Origin of the sequence: Pseudoxanthomonas mexicana, from assembly GCF_046736355.1 — a bacterium.
Lineage (GTDB): Bacteria > Pseudomonadota > Gammaproteobacteria > Xanthomonadales > Xanthomonadaceae > Pseudoxanthomonas_A > Pseudoxanthomonas_A mexicana_B.
On the sequence record NZ_CP157201.1, the window covers coordinates 557,522 to 576,879 of the forward strand.

At 70.5% G+C, this 19,358-nt stretch carries 16 protein-coding genes; 7 read left to right on the forward strand and 9 right to left on the reverse strand.

Translation table 11 applies throughout. The annotated features are described in order from the left end of the window. Window positions 1–34: 34 nt before the first annotated feature. From AAG688_RS02425 to trxA, 5 genes are all read right to left on the reverse strand, one after another. Window positions 35–2,044: an alginate export family protein gene (locus AAG688_RS02425; RefSeq protein WP_411833783.1), complete on the reverse strand. Its 2,010-nt coding sequence runs from the start codon at window positions 2,042–2,044 to the stop codon at window positions 35–37. A gap of 145 nt (window positions 2,045–2,189) precedes the next feature. Next, entirely contained in the window at window positions 2,190–3,596 is a 1,407-nt protein-coding gene (locus AAG688_RS02430) for a nicotinate phosphoribosyltransferase (protein ID WP_411833784.1), read from the reverse strand. Between the two features lie 71 nt (window positions 3,597–3,667). Beyond that, complete coding sequence (locus AAG688_RS02435; RefSeq protein WP_411834914.1) at window positions 3,668–4,726, reverse strand: bifunctional nicotinamide-nucleotide adenylyltransferase/Nudix hydroxylase; 1,059 nt, start codon at window positions 4,724–4,726, stop codon at window positions 3,668–3,670. A 243-nt stretch (window positions 4,727–4,969) separates the two neighbouring features. Beyond that, the gene (rho, locus tag AAG688_RS02440) at window positions 4,970–6,649 is read right to left on the reverse strand and encodes a transcription termination factor Rho (protein ID WP_411833785.1); all 1,680 of its coding nucleotides are present in this window, start codon (window positions 6,647–6,649) and stop codon (window positions 4,970–4,972) included. A gap of 195 nt (window positions 6,650–6,844) precedes the next feature. Next, on the reverse strand, window positions 6,845–7,186 hold the full coding sequence (gene trxA, locus AAG688_RS02445; protein ID WP_411833786.1) for a thioredoxin TrxA: 342 nt from the start codon (window positions 7,184–7,186) through the stop codon (window positions 6,845–6,847). 214 nt (window positions 7,187–7,400) lie between these two features. On the opposite strand from trxA, the gene rhlB reads away from it, so the two are divergent. The 5 genes from rhlB (at window position 7,401) to ung (ending at window position 12,473) form a co-directional block, all read left to right on the forward strand. After that, window positions 7,401–9,074, forward strand: coding sequence for an ATP-dependent RNA helicase RhlB (gene rhlB, locus AAG688_RS02450; protein WP_411833787.1), 1,674 nt, complete (start codon window positions 7,401–7,403; stop codon window positions 9,072–9,074). 176 nt (window positions 9,075–9,250) lie between these two features. Next, window positions 9,251–9,937, forward strand: coding sequence for a cell division ATP-binding protein FtsE (gene ftsE / locus AAG688_RS02455; RefSeq protein ID WP_411833788.1), 687 nt, complete (start codon window positions 9,251–9,253; stop codon window positions 9,935–9,937). Further along, window positions 9,934–10,878: a permease-like cell division protein FtsX gene (ftsX, locus tag AAG688_RS02460; protein WP_411833789.1), complete on the forward strand. Its 945-nt coding sequence runs from the start codon at window positions 9,934–9,936 to the stop codon at window positions 10,876–10,878. The genes ftsE and ftsX overlap by 4 nt, the downstream gene beginning before the upstream one ends. A gap of 17 nt (window positions 10,879–10,895) precedes the next feature. Continuing rightward, window positions 10,896–11,735 (forward strand): response regulator, encoded by an 840-nt coding sequence (locus AAG688_RS02465; protein ID WP_411833790.1) that lies wholly within the window; start codon window positions 10,896–10,898, stop codon window positions 11,733–11,735. A 21-nt stretch (window positions 11,736–11,756) separates the two neighbouring features. Then, window positions 11,757–12,473, forward strand: coding sequence for a uracil-DNA glycosylase (gene ung, locus AAG688_RS02470; protein WP_411833791.1), 717 nt, complete (start codon window positions 11,757–11,759; stop codon window positions 12,471–12,473). A gap of 33 nt (window positions 12,474–12,506) precedes the next feature. Here ung and AAG688_RS02475 read toward each other — a convergent pair whose 3' ends face one another. After that, window positions 12,507–13,049: a DUF2059 domain-containing protein gene (locus AAG688_RS02475; RefSeq protein ID WP_411833792.1), complete on the reverse strand. Its 543-nt coding sequence runs from the start codon at window positions 13,047–13,049 to the stop codon at window positions 12,507–12,509. A 149-nt stretch (window positions 13,050–13,198) separates the two neighbouring features. Between AAG688_RS02475 and arfB the strand changes: the two genes are divergently transcribed. Both arfB and AAG688_RS02485 read left to right on the forward strand, forming a co-directional pair. After that, a complete protein-coding gene (gene arfB / locus AAG688_RS02480) occupies window positions 13,199–13,633 on the forward strand; it encodes an alternative ribosome rescue aminoacyl-tRNA hydrolase ArfB (RefSeq protein ID WP_411833793.1) in 435 nt (144 codons plus the stop codon). A 46-nt stretch (window positions 13,634–13,679) separates the two neighbouring features. Further along, the gene (locus AAG688_RS02485; RefSeq protein ID WP_411834915.1) at window positions 13,680–14,240 is read left to right on the forward strand and encodes a lysophospholipid acyltransferase family protein; all 561 of its coding nucleotides are present in this window, start codon (window positions 13,680–13,682) and stop codon (window positions 14,238–14,240) included. Window positions 14,241–14,331: 91 nt separating this feature from the next. Here the strand turns inward: AAG688_RS02485 and AAG688_RS02490 are convergent, their stop codons facing one another. The 3 genes from AAG688_RS02490 to AAG688_RS02500 all read right to left on the reverse strand — a co-directional run bounded on the left by AAG688_RS02490 (window position 14,332) and on the right by AAG688_RS02500 (window position 19,144). Beyond that, the gene (locus tag AAG688_RS02490) at window positions 14,332–17,421 is read right to left on the reverse strand and encodes a TonB-dependent receptor (RefSeq protein ID WP_411833794.1); all 3,090 of its coding nucleotides are present in this window, start codon (window positions 17,419–17,421) and stop codon (window positions 14,332–14,334) included. A gap of 93 nt (window positions 17,422–17,514) precedes the next feature. After that, window positions 17,515–18,582, reverse strand: coding sequence for a FecR family protein (locus tag AAG688_RS02495; protein WP_411833795.1), 1,068 nt, complete (start codon window positions 18,580–18,582; stop codon window positions 17,515–17,517). After that, window positions 18,563–19,144: an RNA polymerase sigma factor gene (locus AAG688_RS02500; RefSeq protein WP_411834916.1), complete on the reverse strand. Its 582-nt coding sequence runs from the start codon at window positions 19,142–19,144 to the stop codon at window positions 18,563–18,565. The genes AAG688_RS02495 and AAG688_RS02500 overlap by 20 nt, the downstream gene beginning before the upstream one ends. Between the last annotated feature and the right edge of the window lie 214 nt (window positions 19,145–19,358).

Genomic DNA, 19,358 nt, shown 5'->3' on the forward strand with positions numbered 1-19,358 from the left:
ATCCACAAGGAATCTCCATTTGGAAGTTGAAGGTTCAGAAGGCGTAGCGCGCGAAGAACATCGTGCTCCACCAGTTGCGCTGGGTTCCGCCCAGCGCCAGATCCACCGCGCGTCCCGGCCGGGTGACCGCGACGTGTCCATGCAGGTAGAGGTTGCGGGAATGGAAGAACTTGACCGTGAGGTTGGCTTCCGTCCCGTAGTCGTCGGATTGCAGGAAGGACAGCGCCGGGTTGCCGCCCAGGTTGAGGCGGGAGTCGGCCCGGAACACCCACAACTGCGGCACCAGTTCCAGCTTCGCCGAAGGACGCAGCCGTGCCTGCAGGCGATGGGCGATCACGTTGGAGTCCTGCACCACCTTGAAGTGGTTGATGCCCTGCACCCATTGCTCGCCATTGCCGCCGGACAGCAGGGGATCCCAGCGCTCGAACCGCCCGGTCGCGGGGTCGTCGCCGGAGAAGCGGGCATGGCGATAGCTCACGACCGGCGACCCGGCGACGTCGGGCAGCGTATAGCCCGCCTCGATCGAGTAGGCGCTTGCGCGCACGTCCTCGCGGGCGTGGGTCTGCCTGGCGTATTCGCCCGACAACAGCCAGCCGCGTTGTCCGGGCGGCGAGGATTGCCACCGTCCGCGCACGTCCATCACGCGCAATCCTTCGCGGTCCACGCTGCTGCCATCCAGCCGGTAGGAAAGCGCCCGGGATCGCGGCACCGTCAGGTAGCTGGCCGCCAGGTGGGTGTGGTGGAAAGCATCGGTCTCGACGTTGATCCCGTGGATGACCGTGCGCGTGTCCAGGCGCGGGAGTTCGTCCGGTTCCACCCGGAATGCCTCCACGCGGGTACGGTTGTGCTGGAACTGCAGCAGGCCGAGGAAATCGTTCGACCAGCGCGCGTTGGCCTGCAATGCCGCGCGGTTGTCGCCATTGGCGGCGGTGTTGACGATCAGGAAGCCGTCGCCCAGGGTGAATCGTTGCCGGCCGGCGCTGGCGTTGAGGACCCAGCGGTCGCCGTTTTCCCGGGTGCCGCCGGTGAGCACGCCCAGGTACGCATCCTCGACGGCGGCATGGGTGCGGGTGGCATCGGTGAAGAGTTCGCTGCCGATGGAACCGGTCAGCATGGCGCTGACGCCGCCGTAGACGTGGGTGCGATCGTTCAACGGGGTGATGCCGTACACGCCGCCGTGCAGGTAGCCTTCCATCCATTGCCGATAGCCGCGCCCGGCCGGGCTGTCGCCGGCGAGGGGGTTCCCGTCCAGCATCAGATCCGGACGCCCGTACCAGGCGTTCGTGTTGCTGTAGTGCAGTGCGAACGCCTCCGCCTTGAGCTTCACGTAGCTGCCGTTGCCGTCGTACAGGACGGGAAAGCCGCTGCCGCCCTGCACCAGCATCCCGCCCGCGGCCTGCGTCGCTCGTCCTTCGCCCACGGCGGCCTGGATGTGGACCACCAGGCCGCCGCCGTCGCCGCCGCGCACGGCATAGTCCGCGCGTTCCAGGCCCTGCGTCCGCACCGCGCGTGCGAGCGCGTAGTCGAGCGCTTCGGGAGAGAAGCGGTTTCCCGGGAACAGGGATACGCTGCGGCGCAATTGATCGATGATGCGCGCGCGCCGGTCTGCGGGGACATCCTTTCCTTCCAGCGTGACGACGACCTGCTCCACGCGCAGGCCGGCCCCGGCGTCGGGAGATGCCTGCGCGAAAGCGCGGGAGGGAAGGAGGATCGCGAAGCAGGACGCGAGCACGGGCGCGACGGCGCGTGGATGTTGTCTGGGTATCTTGGACATGATTACGAAAGGTGCAGGACAGGCGCCACGCTTTCCGGATCCCGGGCAGTGGCGAAGTGGCCGCGCGACGAAGCGGTTCCCGATTCGAAGGGCGGCCGGCGCGCTGGACGGGTGGACCGGTGACGACGGGCCTGCCCGCATGCGGCGGATCTCGCTCCATCCGATCAGCGTGCCGACAGGCGAATGTCGCTCGATCGATGGAACGCGCACATGATCGCAATCCCGCCGCGCTTTTGCATCACGCCTTCGCCCATTCTGGGCGGGCTTCATGGCGGCGCTTGCGGCAGGCGTGCCGATGGATTGGCGGCCGTGCGCGGTGCGAATGCAAAGTTTGGCGAAAGCGGCGCGTATGTGGCCGCAGATCCCCGCGATCCGGCAGGGCCGCGATCGCGGGAAGGCCGCGCGGGCGCGGCGCCTACAGCCGCGCCGCGTCCGCGCGTGCGCGGATGTCGGCGAAGCTGTCGTCGTGGAGCAGCCTGCCGTCCTCCCAGATCGTCACCATCGCGTCGTCGTAGCCCATCGGCTTCTCGACGTCGGCCAGCGAGGCGGCGTCGGCCGGCACCGGCACGGTGCGGAAGTTGCCGTACTCGCGGTGCCGCAGCAGGGTCATGCGCCCGCGCTTGCTCTGCTTGCCCTTGTCGGTGACCGGGTCCTTGTAGACGTCGATCCATTTGCCATCGACGCGGGCGGCCGAGCACTTCAGCGCGAACTTCTGGGTGTCGCGGTCCAATCGCTGCAGCAGCGCGCCGCCCATGCCGAAGGCGACGTTGTCGGTGGCGTAGCCGGCGCTGGTGATGCGCTCGAGGATGGCGCGGATGCTGATCGGGTTGATGCCGTCGCCCTGGATCACGCGCACGTGGTTCAGCACCTTGTAGCCCTTGCCGTTGACGGTGTGGCCGAAGGCCTCGTCCAGCAGTTCCAGGCACTGGTGCACCACCGCCACCGGGTCGCCGGAGTCGGGGCGGAAGTCGATGACTTCCTGCCGCAGCGTCCTGCCCCAGTGCTCGCGGATGGCGTGGTAGATGTCGTAGCTGTCCGACACCACCGCGACGATTGCGCCGGGTCTGGCGAACTGCCTCAGCATGTTGCGGTAGGCCTGCACTTCGTTCTCGCGGCCCCAACTGGTGATGGTGCTGTGCTCGGCGGCTGGGATGGAGTAGCCGGCCATCGGCTCGTGATAGTAGGCGCGGGCCAGCTGCAGGCCCGACACGGTGTCGGTGCCGAGGAAGTTGACCAGGTGCGCGGCGCCGCCGATCGCGGCCGATTCCACGCTGGACACGCCGCGCGAACCGAAGTCGTGCAGCTTGAACGGCAACTGGCCTTCCGGATCGTCGCTGGTGCGCTCCAGGAACTGGCGGATCGTCTGCTTGGCGTGCCAGCTGACGGTGGCCACGGTCACCGGGTACCAGATGCGCAGCAGCATCGTCTCCAGGTACGACGGCACCCAGTAGGCCCGCGGGTCGGTCGACTCGATCGTCATCAGCGCGTTGTGCGTCGGCACCACGCTGCCCTCGGGCACGGCGCGGATGCGGATCGGCAGCAGGCCGCCATGACGGTCGACGATGTAGCGCCAGCCTTCCTCGTTGAACGGCTCGCCGTGCGCGGCGAACAGGTCGCGCGCCTCGTCCACGTCGGCGTGGGTGATCGGCCTGGCCAGGTATTCCTTCAGGATCGCCTGCAGGCCGAAGAACACGGTGCGGTCGTAGGTGCCGCCGCGCGATTCGACGTAGAAGAACGTCGCGTCGGTGCCCGGCGGGTATTGCAGCCAGTGGCTGGCCTTGTAGCTGTCGGTGTTGAGGAGGAGGTTGTTGAGGCTTTGCATGACGGAAGCTCCTTCGCGTCGAGTGGAGCCGGCGGTCTGTCCGCCGGCGGGGAAGAGGACGGGACGGGAGATCAGCCCCGGCCCAGGAAGAACTCGAGGATGTGCAGGTGGTCCTCGTACAGCTTGGGTCCCATCTCCAGCGCCTCGCTGACCGGGATCCAGCGCGCCTTGTCGGCATCGTCGCCGCCGCGCACCTCGGGCAGTTCGCCGGCCGGGAAGTCGAAGTGGAAGGCATGGGTGATGGTGCGGCCGCGCTGGCTGCGCTCGGGGTGGTCGAACACGTGCCGGCCCTTCAGCGAGCCCTTCAGCACCGGCAGCGGGATCCGCAGCCGGGTTTCCTCGCGCAGCTCGCGCAGGCAGGCGTCCAGCAGGCCCTCGTCCTGGCCGACGAAGCCGCCGGGCAGCGCCCACAGGCCCTTGCCGGGCTCGGCGCGGCGGCGCACCAGCAGCACGTGGCCCGAATGCACGACCACCGCGTCGGTGGTGACGAAGGTCGGCGGATAGGGCGCGTCCTTCCACGCCGCCCGGTACTGCTGGATGAAGCGGTATTCGGCCACCAGCTGCGCGTAGGCGGGTGAGTTCCGGCGGAAAGCCTCCAGCATCTCGTACACCGGCGCCGGCACGTTGCCGCGCAGCATCAGCAGGGCGCCGTGGAAGTCGATGTCGCCGGCCTCGAACAGGTAGCGCCGCAGCTCGGTGGCCGACAGCGTCTCGGTGTGCTGCACGTCCACCAGCGGCCACTGCGGGAACTCGCGCAGGTAGTAGCTGGAGGCGTCCTTGTCCATGCCGACCAGGCCGATGCGGGCCTGCGCGGCGTCGCCGCCGTCGCTGCGGACGGCCTCGGCGACGGTGCGCTGCACGCCGGCGATCGACTGCGCCTCGTTGTAGAGGTGATCGCGCAGCGGGCGGATCAGCAGGCGGTCGGCGTCGCCGTCGAGGGCGGCCTGGATCATCACCGCGCGCTCGGCCACAGTCCACGGGTTGCGGATGGTGCGGGGCGTGTCGGCCGAACCGACGAGGAAGACGAGCTTGCCGGCCTTGCCCAGCGCGTGGCGGGCGACGGCGGCGTGGCCGTTGTGGAAGGGCTCGAAACGCCCGATGAAGACGAGGTAGTCGTATTCCATGAGAATCCCTCATGTCGTTGTGCGCGCCGCGGGTCTGTCCCTTGGCTGGCCTCGATCCTACTCCTGTCTCCGGCCCCGTCAACCGGCCGGCTGCTCCGCTTGCCGGCGGGCATCCATCCCCCGGCGACGAACCGCTGCGGCGTCATTCCGCCGCCACCGGGCCGCCGCCTCCACCCTTGCAATTGCGCCTTCCCCAACGAAAAACGCCCCGCAATCGCGGGGCGTTTCCCAGGATGGGTGCAGAGGATCTCAGCGCTTCATCGAACTGAAGAACTCGTCGTTGGACTTGGTGTTCTTCATCTTGTCGAGCAGGAATTCCATCGCCGCGATCTCGTCCATCGGATGCAGCAGCTTGCGCAGGATCCAGATCTTCTGCAGCAGTTCCGGCTCGATCAGCAGGTCCTCGCGGCGGGTGCCGGAGCGGTTGATGTCGATGGCGGGGAACACGCGCTTCTCGGCGATGCGGCGGTTCAGGTGCACTTCGCTGTTGCCGGTGCCCTTGAACTCCTCGTAGATCACCTCGTCCATCTTGCTGCCGGTCTCGACCAGTGCGGTGGCGATGATGGTCAGCGAGCCGCCTTCCTCGACGTTGCGCGCGGCGCCGAAGAATCGCTTCGGGCGGTGCAGGGCGTTGGCGTCCACGCCGCCGGTTAGCACCTTGCCGGAGCTGGGCACGACGTTGTTGTAGGCGCGCGCCAGGCGGGTGATCGAGTCGAGCAGGATCACCACGTCCTTCTTGTGCTCGACCAGGCGCTTGGCGCGCTCGATCACCATCTCGGCGACCTGCACGTGGCGCGCGGCCGGCTCGTCGAAGGTCGAGGAGACCACTTCGCCGCGCACGGTGCGCTGCATCTCGGTCACTTCTTCCGGGCGCTCGTCCACCAGCAGCACGATCAGGTGCACTTCCGGGTGGTTGGTGGTGATGGCGGTGGCGACCTGCTGCATCAGCATCGTCTTGCCGGCCTTGGGCGGGGAGACGATCAGCGCGCGCTGTCCCTTGCCCTGCGGCGCCATCAGGTCGAGGATGCGGCCGGCGATGTCTTCCGACGAGCCGTTGCCGCGCTCCAGGGTGAAGCGGCGGCGCGGGAACAGCGGGGTCAGGTTCTCGAACAGCACCTTGCCCTTGCTGGCCTCGATCGGCTCGCCGTTGATGGTGTCCACCACCGCCAGGGCGAAGTAGCGCTCGCCGTCCTTGGGCCAGCGGATGCGCCCGGCCAGGTGGTCGCCGGTGCGCAGGTTGAAGCGGCGGATCTGGCTGGGACTGATGTAGACGTCGTCCGGGCCGGCCAGGTAGCTGGCCTCGGCCGCGCGCAGGAAGCCGAAGCCGTCCGGCAGGATCTCCAGCACGCCGTCGGCGGCCACGCCCTCGCCGTGGCGGGTCAGCACCTTGAGCAGGGCGAAGATCACGTCCTGCTTGCGCGCGCGCGCCACGCCTTCTTGGATGTTGAGCTGGTCGGCGATGTCGAGCAGCTTCTGCGCCGGCATCTTCTTCAGGTCGCCCAGCGAGTACTGCGGGAAGCCTTCCGGCACGTTGGCCGGCGGGCTGCGCGGCACGAAGCCCTCGTTGCCGTCCTGCGGCAGGCCGTCGCGGTCGCGATCACGGTTGCGGCGGTTGCGGAAGCGGTCGCGGCGGTTGCCCTGCGGCTGGTTGTTGTTGTTGAAGCGCTGGCCGCCCTCGCGCGGCTCGCGGCCTTCGCCTTCCTGCGGGTTGCCCTGGCCCTGCGGGGCGGGGCCGCCCTCGGACTCGTGGGAAGCCGGGCGCGGCGGCGCGGCGTTCTCGCTGGCCGGCGGCGGGGCCGCAGGCGCGCTATCGGCCTGCGGCGCGGCGGCGGCCGGTGCGCCGGATTCGGTGGTGGCGGCCTTGGGGGCACGCGGCTTGCGCACGCGCTTCTCGGCGGGAGCGCCGGTTTCGTTGTTGCTGTCGGACAAGTGCGAGTTCCTCGCTGTGGCGAGCGTCCACGATGCGCGGACGTGTCGGGAAAGAGCCTGGATGGGGTGTGATGCCAGAAGGGTGCGGCGCAGTCCCCGCGCCGGATGCATCGACACTATCACCGTGCCGGCGCGGCTGGCAAGCGGCGCGCGGCAACGGGTTCGAACGGATTCAGCCGGCAGGCCCGGCGCGGCTCAGACCGCCTGCGCGCCGATGGCCTTGTCGATCATCTGGGTCAGCTGGCCCTTGCCGACCGCGCCGACCTGGGTGGCCTGCACCTGGCCGTCCTTGAACAGCAGCAGCAGCGGGATGTTGCGCACGTGGTACTTGATGGCGGTGGCGCGGTTCTCGTCCACGTTCAGCTTGACCACCTTCAGGCGGCCTTCGTAGGCCTGGGCCAGTTCGTCCAGGACCGGGGAAATCATCTTGCACGGGCCGCACCATTCGGCCCAGAAATCGACCAGCACGGGCTCGTCGGACTGCAGCACGGCGGCGTCGAAATCGGCGTCGCCGACGTGGGTTACTTTGTTGCTCACTGGGGTCTCCTGCGCGGGTCCGCGGCCTGGCGCGGACGGGTGGGGCCGGGGATGGCCACCGCTATTGCGGTAAACTGGGGCGTTCGGGCGGCCAAATCAAGCTGCCGGCCCGGCATCAGGGACGCAGTTTGCGACGCCGTTCAGCGCGATGCAAGCGCATCCACCGCACCCCTCGCCGCCCGCCTCTGCGCGCGCGGCGCACCAAGAAGATGGCATGAGCGACAAACCCTTAACCGACGTAACCTTTTCCTCCTTCGACCTGCATCCGGCGCTGCTCGCGGGCCTGGAAGCGGCCGGATTCTCCCGCTGCACGCCGATCCAGGCGCTGACCCTGCCGGTGGCCCTGGCCGGGCGCGACGTCGCCGGGCAGGCGCAGACCGGCACCGGCAAGACCCTGGCCTTCCTGGTGGCGGTGATGAACCGGCTGCTGAACCGGCCGGCGCTGGCCGAGCGCAAGCCGGAGGATCCGCGCGCGCTGATCCTGGCGCCCACCCGCGAGCTGGCCATCCAGATCCACAAGGACGCGGTCAAGTTCGGCGCCGACCTGGGCCTGCGCTTCGCCCTGGTCTACGGCGGCGTGGACTACGACAAGCAGCGCGAGCTGCTGCAGAAGGGCGTGGACGTGATCATCGCCACCCCGGGCCGGCTGATCGACTACGTCAAGCAGCACAAGGTGGTCTCGCTGCACGCCTGCGAGGTCTGCGTGCTGGACGAGGCCGACCGCATGTTCGACCTCGGCTTCATCAAGGACATCCGCTTCCTGCTGCGGCGCATGCCCGAGCGCGGCACCCGGCAGACGCTGCTGTTCAGCGCCACGCTCAGCCACCGCGTGCTGGAGCTGGCCTACGAGCACATGAACGATCCGGAGAAGCTGGTCGTCGAGACCGAGACCATCACCGCCGCGCGCGTGCGCCAGAAGATCTACTACCCGGCCGACGACGAGAAGATCCGCCTGCTGCTGGGCCTGCTCTCGCGCAGCGAGGGCGCGCGCACGATGGTGTTCGTCAACACCAAGGCGTTCGTCGAGCGGGTGGCGCGCGCGCTGGAGCGGGCCGGCTACCGGGTCGGCGTGCTGTCCGGCGACGTGCCGCAGAAGAAGCGCGAGAGCCTGCTGAAGAAGTTCCAGGCCGGCCAGCTGGAACTGCTGGTGGCCACCGACGTGGCCGCGCGCGGCCTGCACATCGACGGCGTGTCGCACGTCTACAACTACGACCTGCCGTTCGACGCCGAGGACTACGTGCACCGCATCGGCCGCACCGCGCGGCTGGGCGCCGAGGGCGACGCGATCAGCTTCGCCTGCGAGCGCTACGCGATGTCGCTGCCGGACATCGAGGCCTACATCGAGCAGAAGATCCCGTCCGAGCCGGTCACCCCCGAGCTGCTGACGCCGCTGCCGCGCCCCGAGCGCGCGCCGATCGAAGGCGAGGCGGAGGAGAGCGTCAGCGAGATCTTCCGCGAGGCGCGCGAGCAGAAGGCGGCCGACGAGGAGCGGCGCGGCGGTGGTCGCGGCGCCGGTGGCGGCCGTGGCCGCAGCGGCGGCGGCAGCAGTGGTGGTGGTTCGCGTTCGCGCGACGGCAAGCCGCGCGCGCCGCGCGGCGAGGGCAGGAAGCCGCAGGGCGAAGGCGCCCCGGCGTCCGCGCCGGCCGCCGCGCCGCGTCCGGCCGCCGTGGTTCCCGCGCAAGACGCACCGGATGCGCCGCAGGGCGAGCGCGCGCCGCGCAAGCGCCGCCGCCGCCGCCACGGTCGTCCGGTCGAGGACCAGGCTGGCGCCAGCGTGGCCGCTGCGCCCAAGCCCGCCGCTGCCAGGGCGGAAGCGCCGCCGGTCGGCGCGCCATCGTTTTTCACCCGCCTGGGCCGCAAGCTGAAGTCGCTGGTCTCCGGCAGCTGAGGCACGCCTTCTATGGGTTGTGGAGCCGGGCTTGCCCGGCTGCTTTTCCATCCGGACTCCGGAACCGGGAGCAGCGGAGCAAGCTCCGCCTTACACAACACCCCTGCAACTGCGTTCCCTCATCGATCAGGCTTCGCCGTCCGGACCGGCATCGCGAGCAGGCATAATCGGCGCCCATGAGCGTTCTGCGATTCGAAGGCGTCAGCAAGCGGTACCCGGGCGGCCATGAAGCGCTGTCCGAGGTCAGCTTCGAGGTGGCGCAAGGCGAGATGCTGTTCGTCACCGGCCATTCCGGCGCCGGCAAGAGCACGCTGCTCAAGCTGATCCACCTGAGCGAGCGGCCCACGCGCGGGGCGGTGGTGTTCGCCGGCCGCAACCTGCTGAAGGTGCGCGGCGGGCGCATCCCGCTGCACCGGCGCGAGGTCGGCGCGGTGCACCAGGACCACCGCCTGCTCACCGACCGCACGGTCGCCGAGAACGTGTCGCTGCCGCTGATCCTGCGCGGCGAGCGGCGCGGCGACATCGGCAGGCGCGTGCGCGAGGTGCTGGCGCGGCTGGGGCTGGGCCACCGCGAGAAGGCGTTGCCGACCCAGCTTTCGGCCGGCGAGCAGCAGCGCGTGGGCATCGCCCGCGCCATCGTCGCCGAGCCGCGCCTGCTGGTCGCCGACGAGCCGACCGGCAACCTCGATCCGACCCTGGCCGCGGAGATCATGTCGCTGTTCGCCTCGATGCCCGAGCGCGGCACCAGCGTGCTGGTGGTCAGCCACGACCTGGCGCTGCTCAAGCGCATGCGCAAGCGCGTGCTGATCCTCGATCACGGCAGGCTGGTCGACGACATCTCGCCGGCGGACCTGGCCGAATGAGCGCGCAGGAGAATTCCCCCGCCCGTCCGCGCTCGGGCGCCGGCATCTGGCTGGACCAGCACCTCTTCAGCTTCGTCTCCAGCCTCGGCCGCGTGCTGCGGCGGCCGTGGGCCACCCTGCTCACCGTCGGAGTGATGGCGGTGTCGCTGGCGCTGCCGCTGGGGCTGTGGCTGGCGCTGGGCAACCTGCAGCACTTCGCCGGCGGGGTGTCGCAGTCGCGGCAGATTGACGTGTTCCTGAAGGCCGAGGTCGAGGCCGCGCGCGCGCAGGCCGTCGCCGCGCTGCTGCGCGAGCGCGCCGACGTGCAGGCGGTGGAACTGCGCACGCCCGCGCAGGGGCTGGAGGAATTCCGCCAGCGCAGCGGGCTGGGCGCGGCGCTGGATGCGCTGGACGGCAACCCGCTGCCCTACCTGCTCGCGATCACCCCGGCGCAGGACGAGGCCGGCCTGCTGGCCGCCCTGCAGGCGCTGCCGGAAACCGATCAGATCCAGCACGACGCGGCCTGGCGCCAGCGCCTGGACGCCTGGCTGGATTTCGGCCGGCGGCTGGCGTGGGTGCTGGCGGCGCTGTTCGGCCTCGGCGCGCTGCTGGTGGTCGGCAACACCGTGCGCCTGGACATCCAGTCGCGGCGCGAGGAGATCGGCGTGCTGCAACTGCTCGGCGCCAGCGACGGCTTCATCCGCCGCCCGTTCCTGTATCTGGGCGCGTGGTACGGACTGGCCGCCGGCCTGCTGGCGCTGACGCTGGTCGCCGCCGCCGCGTCCGCGCTGCGCGCACCGCTGGCCGCGCTGACCCGCAGCTACGGCAGCGCGTTCGCGCTGGCCGGGCCGTCCTGGCAGGCGTCGGTTGCCGTGCTGGCCGGCTCGCTGCTGCTGGGCTGGCTCGGCGCATGGCTGGTGACCGGGCACTTCTTGCGGCAGACTCGCCCGACCGAAGTCTGAAGGAAGCCGTCCCCAACATGAGCCAGGAACTGCGCCACCTGATCAGCGACACCCCGCGGGTGATGGTGGTCGACGGTTCCAAGCTGGTGCGCAAGCTGATCGGCGACGTGCTGCGCAAGGAACTGCCGGGCGTGGAGGTGATCGGCTGCGGCAGCATCGCCGAGGCGCGCGCGGCGCTGGAGAAGGGTGCGGTGCACCTGGTCACCACCGCGCTGGCGCTGCCCGACGGCGACGGCCTGGAAATCGCGCGCAGCGTGCGCGAGGCGGCCGGGCAGGCCTACGTGCCGGTGATCGTCGTCTCCGGCGACGCCCAGCAGCACCTGGAGGAGCGCCGCTTCACCGAGTTCGTCACCGACTACTTCGACAAGTCGCTCGGCCACGAGGCGCTGGCCGCGTTCATCCGCGGCTACGTGCAGCCCGAGCCGGTCGAGGGCGCGACCATCCTCTACATCGAGGACAGCCGCGTGGTCGCCGAGACCACCAGGCGCATGCTCGAGCGGCAGGCGCTGAAGGTGGTCCACGTGCTGCGCGCCGAGGACGCCTTCGCGCTGCTGACCGCCGAGTCGCTGGGCCTGTCCACGCACCGGTTCGACCTGGTGCTGACCGACGTGACGCTGAAGGGCGAGCTGAGCGGGCGCGACGTGGTGCAGCGGCTGCGCATCGACTTCGGCTACGGCAAGCGCCGGCTGCCGATCCTGGTGATGACCGGCGACAGCAACCGCGACAACCAGAGCGAGCTGCTGCAGGCCGGCGCCAACGACCTGGTGATCAAGCCGATCGAGGAGCGGCTGCTGGTGACCAAGGTGCTGTTCCAGCTGCGGCTGGCGCGGATGGACCAGGCGCGCGCCACGGCCTGAAGATTTCGGAAAGGAAAGGCGATGAGCGAGGATCGCATCAAGCTGGAACCGTCGTGGAAGGCGCAGGTCGGCGACTGGCTGCAACGCCCGGAGATGCGCGAGCTGTCGGCGTTCCTGCGCCAGCGCAAGGCCGCCGGCGCGCGCATCTATCCGCCCGGGCCGGACATCTTCGCCGCCTTCGACGCCACCCCGTTCGACGCGGTCAAGGTGGTGATCCTCGGGCAGGATCCGTACCACGGCCCGGGACAGGCGCACGGGCTGTGCTTCTCGGTGCGCCCCGGCGTGCCGGTGCCGCCGTCGCTGCAGAACATCTACAAGGAAATCCACAACGACCTGGGCATCGCCCCGCCCGATCACGGCTGCCTGCTGCCGTGGGCGCACCGTGGCGTGCTGCTGCTCAACGCAGTGCTGACGGTCGAGGAGGGCCGCGCCGGCGCGCACCAGGGCAAGGGCTGGGAAGGCTTCACCGACCACGTCATCGAGACGCTGGCGAATGGGCGCGAGCACCTGGTGTTCCTGCTGTGGGGCAGCTACGCGCAGGCCAAGGGCAAGGTCATCGACGCGCGCCGCCACCGCGTGCTGCGCGCGCCGCACCCCTCGCCGCTGTCGGCGCACCGTGGCTTCCTCGGCTGCGGGCATTTCTCCGCCGCCAACCAGTACCTGCAGCAGCACGGGCTGGGCGCGATCGACTGGCGGCTGCCGCTGCGCGCGGAGCTGGCGCCGGAAGACGTGCCCTGATCGCGGCCCGCCGCCGGCGGCGCGGCGCGCGTCCTACTTGCGGCGCCGCTTCTGCGGCGGGCTGACCTCGGGCGCGGGCATCGCCGAGACGTTCTGCGCCTCGGACTGCAGTTCCTCCAGCATCGGCACCATCTTCTCTTGGATGGCGACCATCAGGTTCTGCATCAGCGCCGGGGTCTTGTCGAGCAGCGCCTGGCCGGCGGAACTCTCGTAGAAGCGGGTGATGGCGCGCACGTCGTCGCGGCTGAAGCTCTGCCGGTAGACCTGCACGTACATCGGCTTCATGTTGTCCCAGGCCAGGGTCCTGCGGACGATCTCGTTGGTGCGGGCCTGGATACGCTGCACCTCGGCCTGCTGCTCGGGGGTGAGCGGCTGGTCGCCCATCAGCTGGCGGAACTGCTCCTGCTGCATCGCCTCCATCTGCGGGATGATCGCCTGCAGCATGCTTTCGGCGCGCGAGGCGACCAGCAGTTTCTCGATGTCGGCCTCCGAGGGTTCGGCCGCCCATGCGCCGCCGGCGAACAGCAGCAGGCCCAGGATCGACAACAGGCGCGAACGGAACGGAAGCTGCCTCATCGGGACATCCTGCATGTGGACCAAACCCCGAATGGTGCCGAGGCGCAAGTAAATCGGACGTTAAGCGAAGGGCCGGTCGGGCTGCGGTCCGCGGTCGCGGTGCGCCGGTGGCCCGGCTGGACGGTCCGGCGTCCTCTACAATCCGCGGCATGGGGAGCGGACGACTCGACATCACGCCGACGCTGGCGATTCCGGACGACGAGCTGGTCGAGCGCTTCGTGCGCGCCAGCGGCGCCGGCGGCCAGAACGTCAACAAGGTGGCCACCGCGGTCGAGCTGCGCTTCGACGTGGCCAACTCGCCCTCGCTGCCGGACGCGCTGCGCGCGCGCCTGCTGGCGCGGCGCGATCGCCGGCTCACCGACGAGGGCGTGCTGGTCATCGATGCGCAGCGTTTCCGCACCCAGGACCGCAACCGCCAGGATGCCCGCGAGCGGCTGGCGGCGTTGATCGCCGCGGCCATGAGCGTGCCCCGGCCGCGCGTGGCCACCAAGCCCTCGCGCGCGGCCAAGGCGCGCCGGCTGGACGCCAAGCGCGAGCGCAGCCAGATCAAGCGCGGTCGTTCGCGCAAGGCCGAATGGGAGTAACGAATTGAGCGAGCGCCACGATGTCATCCCGGCCATCCCGCCGAGCATGCCGCAGGTTCCGCCGAACCGCTTCACCCGTTGGCTGGGCCGCACGGTGCTGCGGCTGGGCGGCTGGAAGGTGGTCGGCACGCTGCCGGACGTGCCGCGGCTGGTGCTGATCGTCGCGCCGCACTCCTCCAACTGGGACGGCTTCTGGGGCATGGCGGCCAAGATCGCGATGGGCTTCCAGGTGCGCGTGCTCGGCAAGGCGCAGTTGTTCTGGTGGCCGCTGTCGCCGCTGCTGCGCAAGCTGGGGGTGGTGCCGGTGGATCGCAGTTCGCCGCAGGGCACGGTGGAGCAGGCGGTGCGCATGATCCGCCAGTCGGACAGGATGTGGTTCGCGCTCACGCCCGAGGGCACGCGCAAGCGGGTGGACAGGTGGAAGGGCGGCTTCCTCAAGATTGCCCAGCAGGCGCAGGTGCCGATCCTGATGGCCTACTTCCACTACCCCGACAAGACCATCGGCATCGGCGACCTGTACCACCCCAGCGGCGACGCCGAGGCCGACATGGCCGCGATCCGCGCCTGGTACCGGCCGTGGCAGGGCAAGAACCGCGGCACGGTCTGAGGAACGCCCCGTATCGCGGGGCGATATCGGCCCGCAAGAAAGAACCCGCCGACACCGGCGGGTTCTTTCTTCCTGCTTCGGCGAGCGCGCGTCAGAGCGCCTTGCCGCCCAGCTTCCAGGTGATCTGCACGAAGTAGCTGCGGCCGACGCTGTCGAACCAGGCGGTGTCGTAGTAGGGATAGTTCGCCCAGGTCGGGTCCCGGGGCGGCATCTTGTCGAGCAGGTTGTTGACCGTCAGCGACACCCGCAGGTGGTCGCTGACGTCGTAGCGCGCGCCGGCGTTGAAGCGCCAGGTGGCCGGCATCCAGGCGTCGTCGGCATAGTTGGGCACGCGGCCGAGGTAGTTGCCGAACACGCTGGCGCCCCAGGCGCCCTTGTCCCAGCTCGCGCCCAGGTTGCCCTTCCTGCGCGGCAGGGCCGGGCTGTAGGTGTCGTAGTGCAGCATGTCCAGGTCCGGGTCGCCCGGGTACTGCTGGCTGGTGTGGCGGTGGACCCAGGTGTAGTTGCCGGTGAAGCGGAAATCGCCGGCGCCGGCGGTTTCCAGCCGGTAGTTGGCGGTCACGTCGATGCCCGAGGTTTCCTCGTTGGCGATGTTGATCGGGCTGAAGCGGACGCTGGTGATGATGCCGTCCGCGTCGCGGACGACGCGGGCGATGGCGTCCTGGCAGGTCGGCGAGTTGATGTCCACCGCGGTGCCGTCGTCGGTGACGCCGAGGCGGCAGCTGGCCTCGTCGCTGCGCAGCCGTTCCCGGTCCTGGGTCTGCACCTGGTTCATGACCCGGATCTTGTAGTAGTCCATCGCCAGGTCGAAGCCCGCGAACGGCGACCAGACCAGGCCGGCGGAGAACGACTTGCTGGTCTCCACGTCCAGCTCCATGTTGCCGCTGTAGACGTCGAAGGTGCTGACATCGTAGCTGCCGTCGTCGTAGCAGTAGTCGTCGGTGGCCCCCGGCTCGGCGGTGCGGCAGTCGTAGTAGTCGGTGGCGAAGCGGGTGCGGTAGTAGTCGTTGCCCGCGAACAGGTAGTGCATGTCCGGGGCGCGGAAACCGGTGCCGTAGGAGCCGCGCACCAGTAGGGTGTCGAACGGGCGCCACTCCAGGCCCGCGCTCCAGGTGAACTTGCCCGGATCCTTGTTGCCGTAGCTGTAGCGGTCGTAGCGGCCGGCCAGGCTGGCCTGCAGGGTGGACGCCAGCGGCAGGCGCATCTCGCCCGCCGCGCTCCAGCGATCGCGCTCGCCGCTGCCGTCGCCGTAGCGCGGGCCGAAGTAGGCGTCCTCGGTCAGCGCCAGCGGATCGGGATTGATGCGGTAGGACTGCTCGCCGTACTCCAGCGCCGCGGCGAAGCCGACGTCGCCGGCGGGCAGGGTGAACAGCGATGCGGTGTCCATCGTGAAGCTGAGGTTGTTGTTCCTGGCAACGGGGTGCCAGGTGGACATCGTCGAGATGGAGGCGAACTCGGCCTGGGTCAGCGGGGTGAACATGCGCGCCGGGTCCGGTGCGTATATCGCGTAGCCGCGGCTGTCGTAGCCCAGCCGTTCGCCCAGGAACAGGCGGTTGGCGGCCTCGGCCAGGATGCGCGGCATCTCCACCTCGGCCTTGTAGCGGGAATGGTTCCAGGCCGCTTCCCAGTTCCAGTCATCGTTGAAATGACCGTTGAAGCCGGTGGTCACCGCCAGCGTCTCCTGCACGGTGGTGTTCATGCGGTTGCGCAGGCCGCCGGTTTCCTCGGGCGTGAACTGGCGCGACCAGATCTCGCGCTGGTCGGTGAGCGCGTTGTAGAAGATCTTGTTGCGGTAGTTGTCGAACGAATTTAGGTCGTGGAACTCCCAGCCCATGTGGTCGCTGGCCACGTCGTTGCCGTTGGTGCCGGTCAGCAGGCGGACGGTCTGGTGGCCCAGCTGCGCGTCGGCGAACCAGGACAGCGCGTCGGAGATGCGGTACTCGAACGCGCCGTAGGCGTTGCCGCCCTTGCGCTCGTTGGTGATGGTGCGATAGGCGATGGCGCGCTCGCTGCCGCAATACGGTTCGCCGAAGCGGTCCAGGTGCAGCCCGGTGGTGCCTTCGTTGAGGCCGGACATGGCCGCGCAGCCATCGGCCGGGGCGAGGTGGGTGTCGTCCTCCCAGTTGAGGATCTGCGCGGTCAGGCGCGGCAGGCGGCGGCGCTCGGTCGGCGCGTCGAGGGTGGAGTCCTGGATGTCGCGCTCGAAGCCCCACAGCGGGCGCTTGTCCAGCAACTCCACGCCGACGATGCCGCTGAAGCCGCCGCGCTCGAAGCCGCTGGTCAGGGTCAGCCGGTGCGATTCGCCGCCGCCCTGCTCGGTGTCGCCGTAGCGGTAGTCGAGGATCGTGCCGTCGAGGGACTTCTTGAGGATGAAGTTGATGACGCCGGCCATCGCGTCCGAGCCGTACACGGCCGAGGCGCTGCCGGTCAGCACCTCGACGCGGTCGATCATGCCCAGCGGGATGTTGCCGATGTCGGTGAAGTTGCTGCGGCTGTTCAGCGGCAGCGGGAAGTCGGCGATGCGGCGGCCGTTGATCAGCACCAGGGTGTGGTTGGGGCCGAGGCCGCGCAGGTCCACCGCCTGCGCGCCGGGCGTGGACTGCGCGCTGGTGGTGTTCTGCTGGCCCTGCACCGTGCCGCTGTTCTGGCTGAGCGAGCGCAGCACGTCCGGCACGCTGGTCAGGCCGGCGGCCTGGATCTGCTCGGCGGTGACCACGGTGATCGGCGCCGGGCCTTCGATCTGCGCGCGCGGGATGCGCGAGCCGGTGACCTGCAGGCTCTGCATCTCGGTGACCGGGGCCTGCGCGGCCGGCGGCGGGGTGGGCTGCGGGTTGGCCGGCGGCGTGCGCGCCGGCGGCGCGGGTGCCGGCGCGGGGTCCTGGCGGGCGATCAGCCAGGCGCCGGAGGCGTCGCGCCGGGCGCTCAGGCCGCTGCCCTGCAGCAGCCGCTGCATCGCCTGGTCGGGGCTGTAGTCGCCTTTCAGGCCGTCCGTGCGCAGGCCCCTGAGCTGCTCGGGCTGGTAGACGAACTGGGCGCCGGACTGGCGCGACAGCGCGTTCAGCGCCGACGCCAGCGGACCGGCGGGAATGTCCAGCCGGCTGCCCGCCGGCGCCTGTGCCTGCGCCGCCAGGGCGGCCGAACAGGCCAGGCTCAGCAGCAGGACGCGCAATGATGACCGCATGGTTCTCTCTCCCCGGATGGCGCACACCGATGCGCCCTGGCTACCGGGACGAACGACGCCGGCCGATCCCGCCTCATCCTTTGGCAGGGGGCGTCAGCGGCTGTGCAGGACGATGCGCTCGGGGTGGCGCTCGGCGCGCAGCGGGAAGCCCTGTTCGAGCAGCGCCACGAACGGCTCGGTGTTGGACCAGCGGAAGTTGCCGCCCACGCGCAGCGCGGCGGCGGCCGGATCGGCGACCACCAGCTTGCGGGCGTTGTAGCGGTTGAATTCGTCGGCCGCCTCGGCCAGGGAAACGTCGTCGAAGCTGAGGTAGCCGTTGCGCCAGTCCAGGTGGCGCTCGGCCTCGTCCACCGGCACGCTGCGCACCAGCACCCCGTCCGGCCCGGCCAGGGCCACGCTGCCGGCGGGCAGCAGGGTGGAGGGCGCGCGCGGGTCGCCCGATTCCAGCCGCACCAGGCCCTCGGTGACCACCACCCGCATCCGCTCGCCGTCGCGGCGCACCGAGAAGCGCGTGCCGACCGCGACCGCGCGGTGCGCGCCGGCGTCGACCACGAACGGCCGGGCGGGATCCCGGGCCGCCTCGAAGAACGCCTCGCCGCGCTGCAGATCGATGCGGCGCTGCGCGCGCGACAGCGCCACCTGGATGCGGCTGTCGCTGCTCAGGGTGGCCTGCGAACCGTCCGCCAGCTGCACCGGCTGCAGATCGCCGACCCCGCTGGCGTAGTCGGCCCGCTCGACCGCCGCGTGACGATGCCAGCCGTAGGTCGAGGCCAGCGCCAGCAGCAGCGCGCAGGCCGCGCCGACCCGCAACGGCCAGCGCGGCGCGCGCGCTGGCGGGCGCGGGGCGAAGCGCAGCCGGCTGAAATCCACCGCCGGCTGCGCGGCGTCGCCGGCGTCGGCCGGCCGTGCCGCGCGCGCGGTGAAGGCGGCCTGCGCCCATTGCCCGCGCGCAGGCACCACGCCGGCCGGCAGGCCCGCGCCCAGCGCCTTCAGCCGGCCGCCCTGCCGCCAGGCCGCCTGCAGGCGCAGGAACGCGACCCGGTGCGCGGTGTCGGCGGCCAGCCAGGCGTCCAGCGCGGCCTGCTCGGCGGCCGACCAGCGCCCGCCGTCGCGCCGCGCCAGCCAGTCGGCGGCGCTGCGCTCAATCTGCCTGCTGTCCATCCCGATTCCGTCTGGCCGCCGGCCCGCGCGCCAGCGCCGGCCGCGCGCGCGGCGCGTCGCCGTGGTAGTGGTCGGCCAGCAGGCGCATGCCCTTGGCCACGTGCTTCTCCACCGTCTTCTCGCTGACACCCAGGCGCATGGCCACTTCCCTTTGCGGCAGTTCCTCGACCCGCCGCAGCCAGACCACCTCGCGGCAACGCCGCGGCAGGCGATCGAAGGCGTCGGCCAGCCGGCGCAGGACCTGCCGGCCCCCGCACCAGCGTTCCGGCGACAGCTCATCCACCAAGACGTTCAACGACTCCAGATCACCCACTGCCTCGATCGAGACGACCCGGCCGCGGCGCAGCCGGTCGGTCATCAGGTGGCGCGCGGTGGCGAACAGGAACGACTTGGGCATGGCCGGCAGCGACTTGCCGGCGGCCTCGTAGACGCGCACGTAGATTTCCTGGCGCAGGTCGTGCAGCTCGTCGCGGTGCGGCCAGCAGCGGCGCAGGTAGCCGGCCAGGGCGGCCTCGTGGGCGAGGATCTCGCGGACGAACCAGTCGTCTAGGGCGTCGGACATCGCCGCACCATAGCGGATGCGCGCGGCCGCCGGCCAGCCCGGCGACGGGCGCATGCGGGGAAGCGCGCCGCCGTTCGTCTACCCTGTGCGGGGGAGCCTGCGCGGCCGGCCTTGCGGGCCTGCGCGCGTTGCGCTGGCGTTGCCGCGTTCCCCGCCCTTTCCGCCTTCGTTCGAGGTATGACGCACATGAGAAACCCCGTCGTCCGGTTCCGGC

Excerpts from the sequence above, each read along its gene's own strand:
- AAG688_RS02425 (WP_411833783.1), bottom strand. The coding sequence starts at position 2,044 with ATGAAGCCCGCCCAGAATGGGCGAAGGCGTGATGCAAAAGCGCGGCGG.
- AAG688_RS02430 (WP_411833784.1), bottom strand. The coding sequence starts at position 3,596 with ATGCAAAGCCTCAACAACCTCCTCCTCAACACCGACAGCTACAAGGCC.
- rhlB (WP_411833787.1), top strand. The coding sequence starts at position 7,401 with ATGAGCGACAAACCCTTAACCGACGTAACCTTTTCCTCCTTCGACCTG.
- ftsE (WP_411833788.1), top strand. The coding sequence starts at position 9,251 with ATGAGCGTTCTGCGATTCGAAGGCGTCAGCAAGCGGTACCCGGGCGGC.
- ftsX (WP_411833789.1), top strand. The coding sequence starts at position 9,934 with ATGAGCGCGCAGGAGAATTCCCCCGCCCGTCCGCGCTCGGGCGCCGGC.
- AAG688_RS02465 (WP_411833790.1), top strand. The coding sequence starts at position 10,896 with ATGAGCCAGGAACTGCGCCACCTGATCAGCGACACCCCGCGGGTGATG.
- ung (WP_411833791.1), top strand. The coding sequence starts at position 11,757 with ATGAGCGAGGATCGCATCAAGCTGGAACCGTCGTGGAAGGCGCAGGTC.
- AAG688_RS02475 (WP_411833792.1), bottom strand. The coding sequence starts at position 13,049 with ATGAGGCAGCTTCCGTTCCGTTCGCGCCTGTTGTCGATCCTGGGCCTG.
- arfB (WP_411833793.1), top strand. The coding sequence starts at position 13,199 with ATGGGGAGCGGACGACTCGACATCACGCCGACGCTGGCGATTCCGGAC.
- AAG688_RS02485 (WP_411834915.1), top strand. The coding sequence starts at position 13,680 with ATGCCGCAGGTTCCGCCGAACCGCTTCACCCGTTGGCTGGGCCGCACG.
- AAG688_RS02490 (WP_411833794.1), bottom strand. The coding sequence starts at position 17,421 with ATGCGGTCATCATTGCGCGTCCTGCTGCTGAGCCTGGCCTGTTCGGCC.
- AAG688_RS02495 (WP_411833795.1), bottom strand. The coding sequence starts at position 18,582 with ATGGACAGCAGGCAGATTGAGCGCAGCGCCGCCGACTGGCTGGCGCGG.
- AAG688_RS02500 (WP_411834916.1), bottom strand. The coding sequence starts at position 19,144 with ATGTCCGACGCCCTAGACGACTGGTTCGTCCGCGAGATCCTCGCCCAC.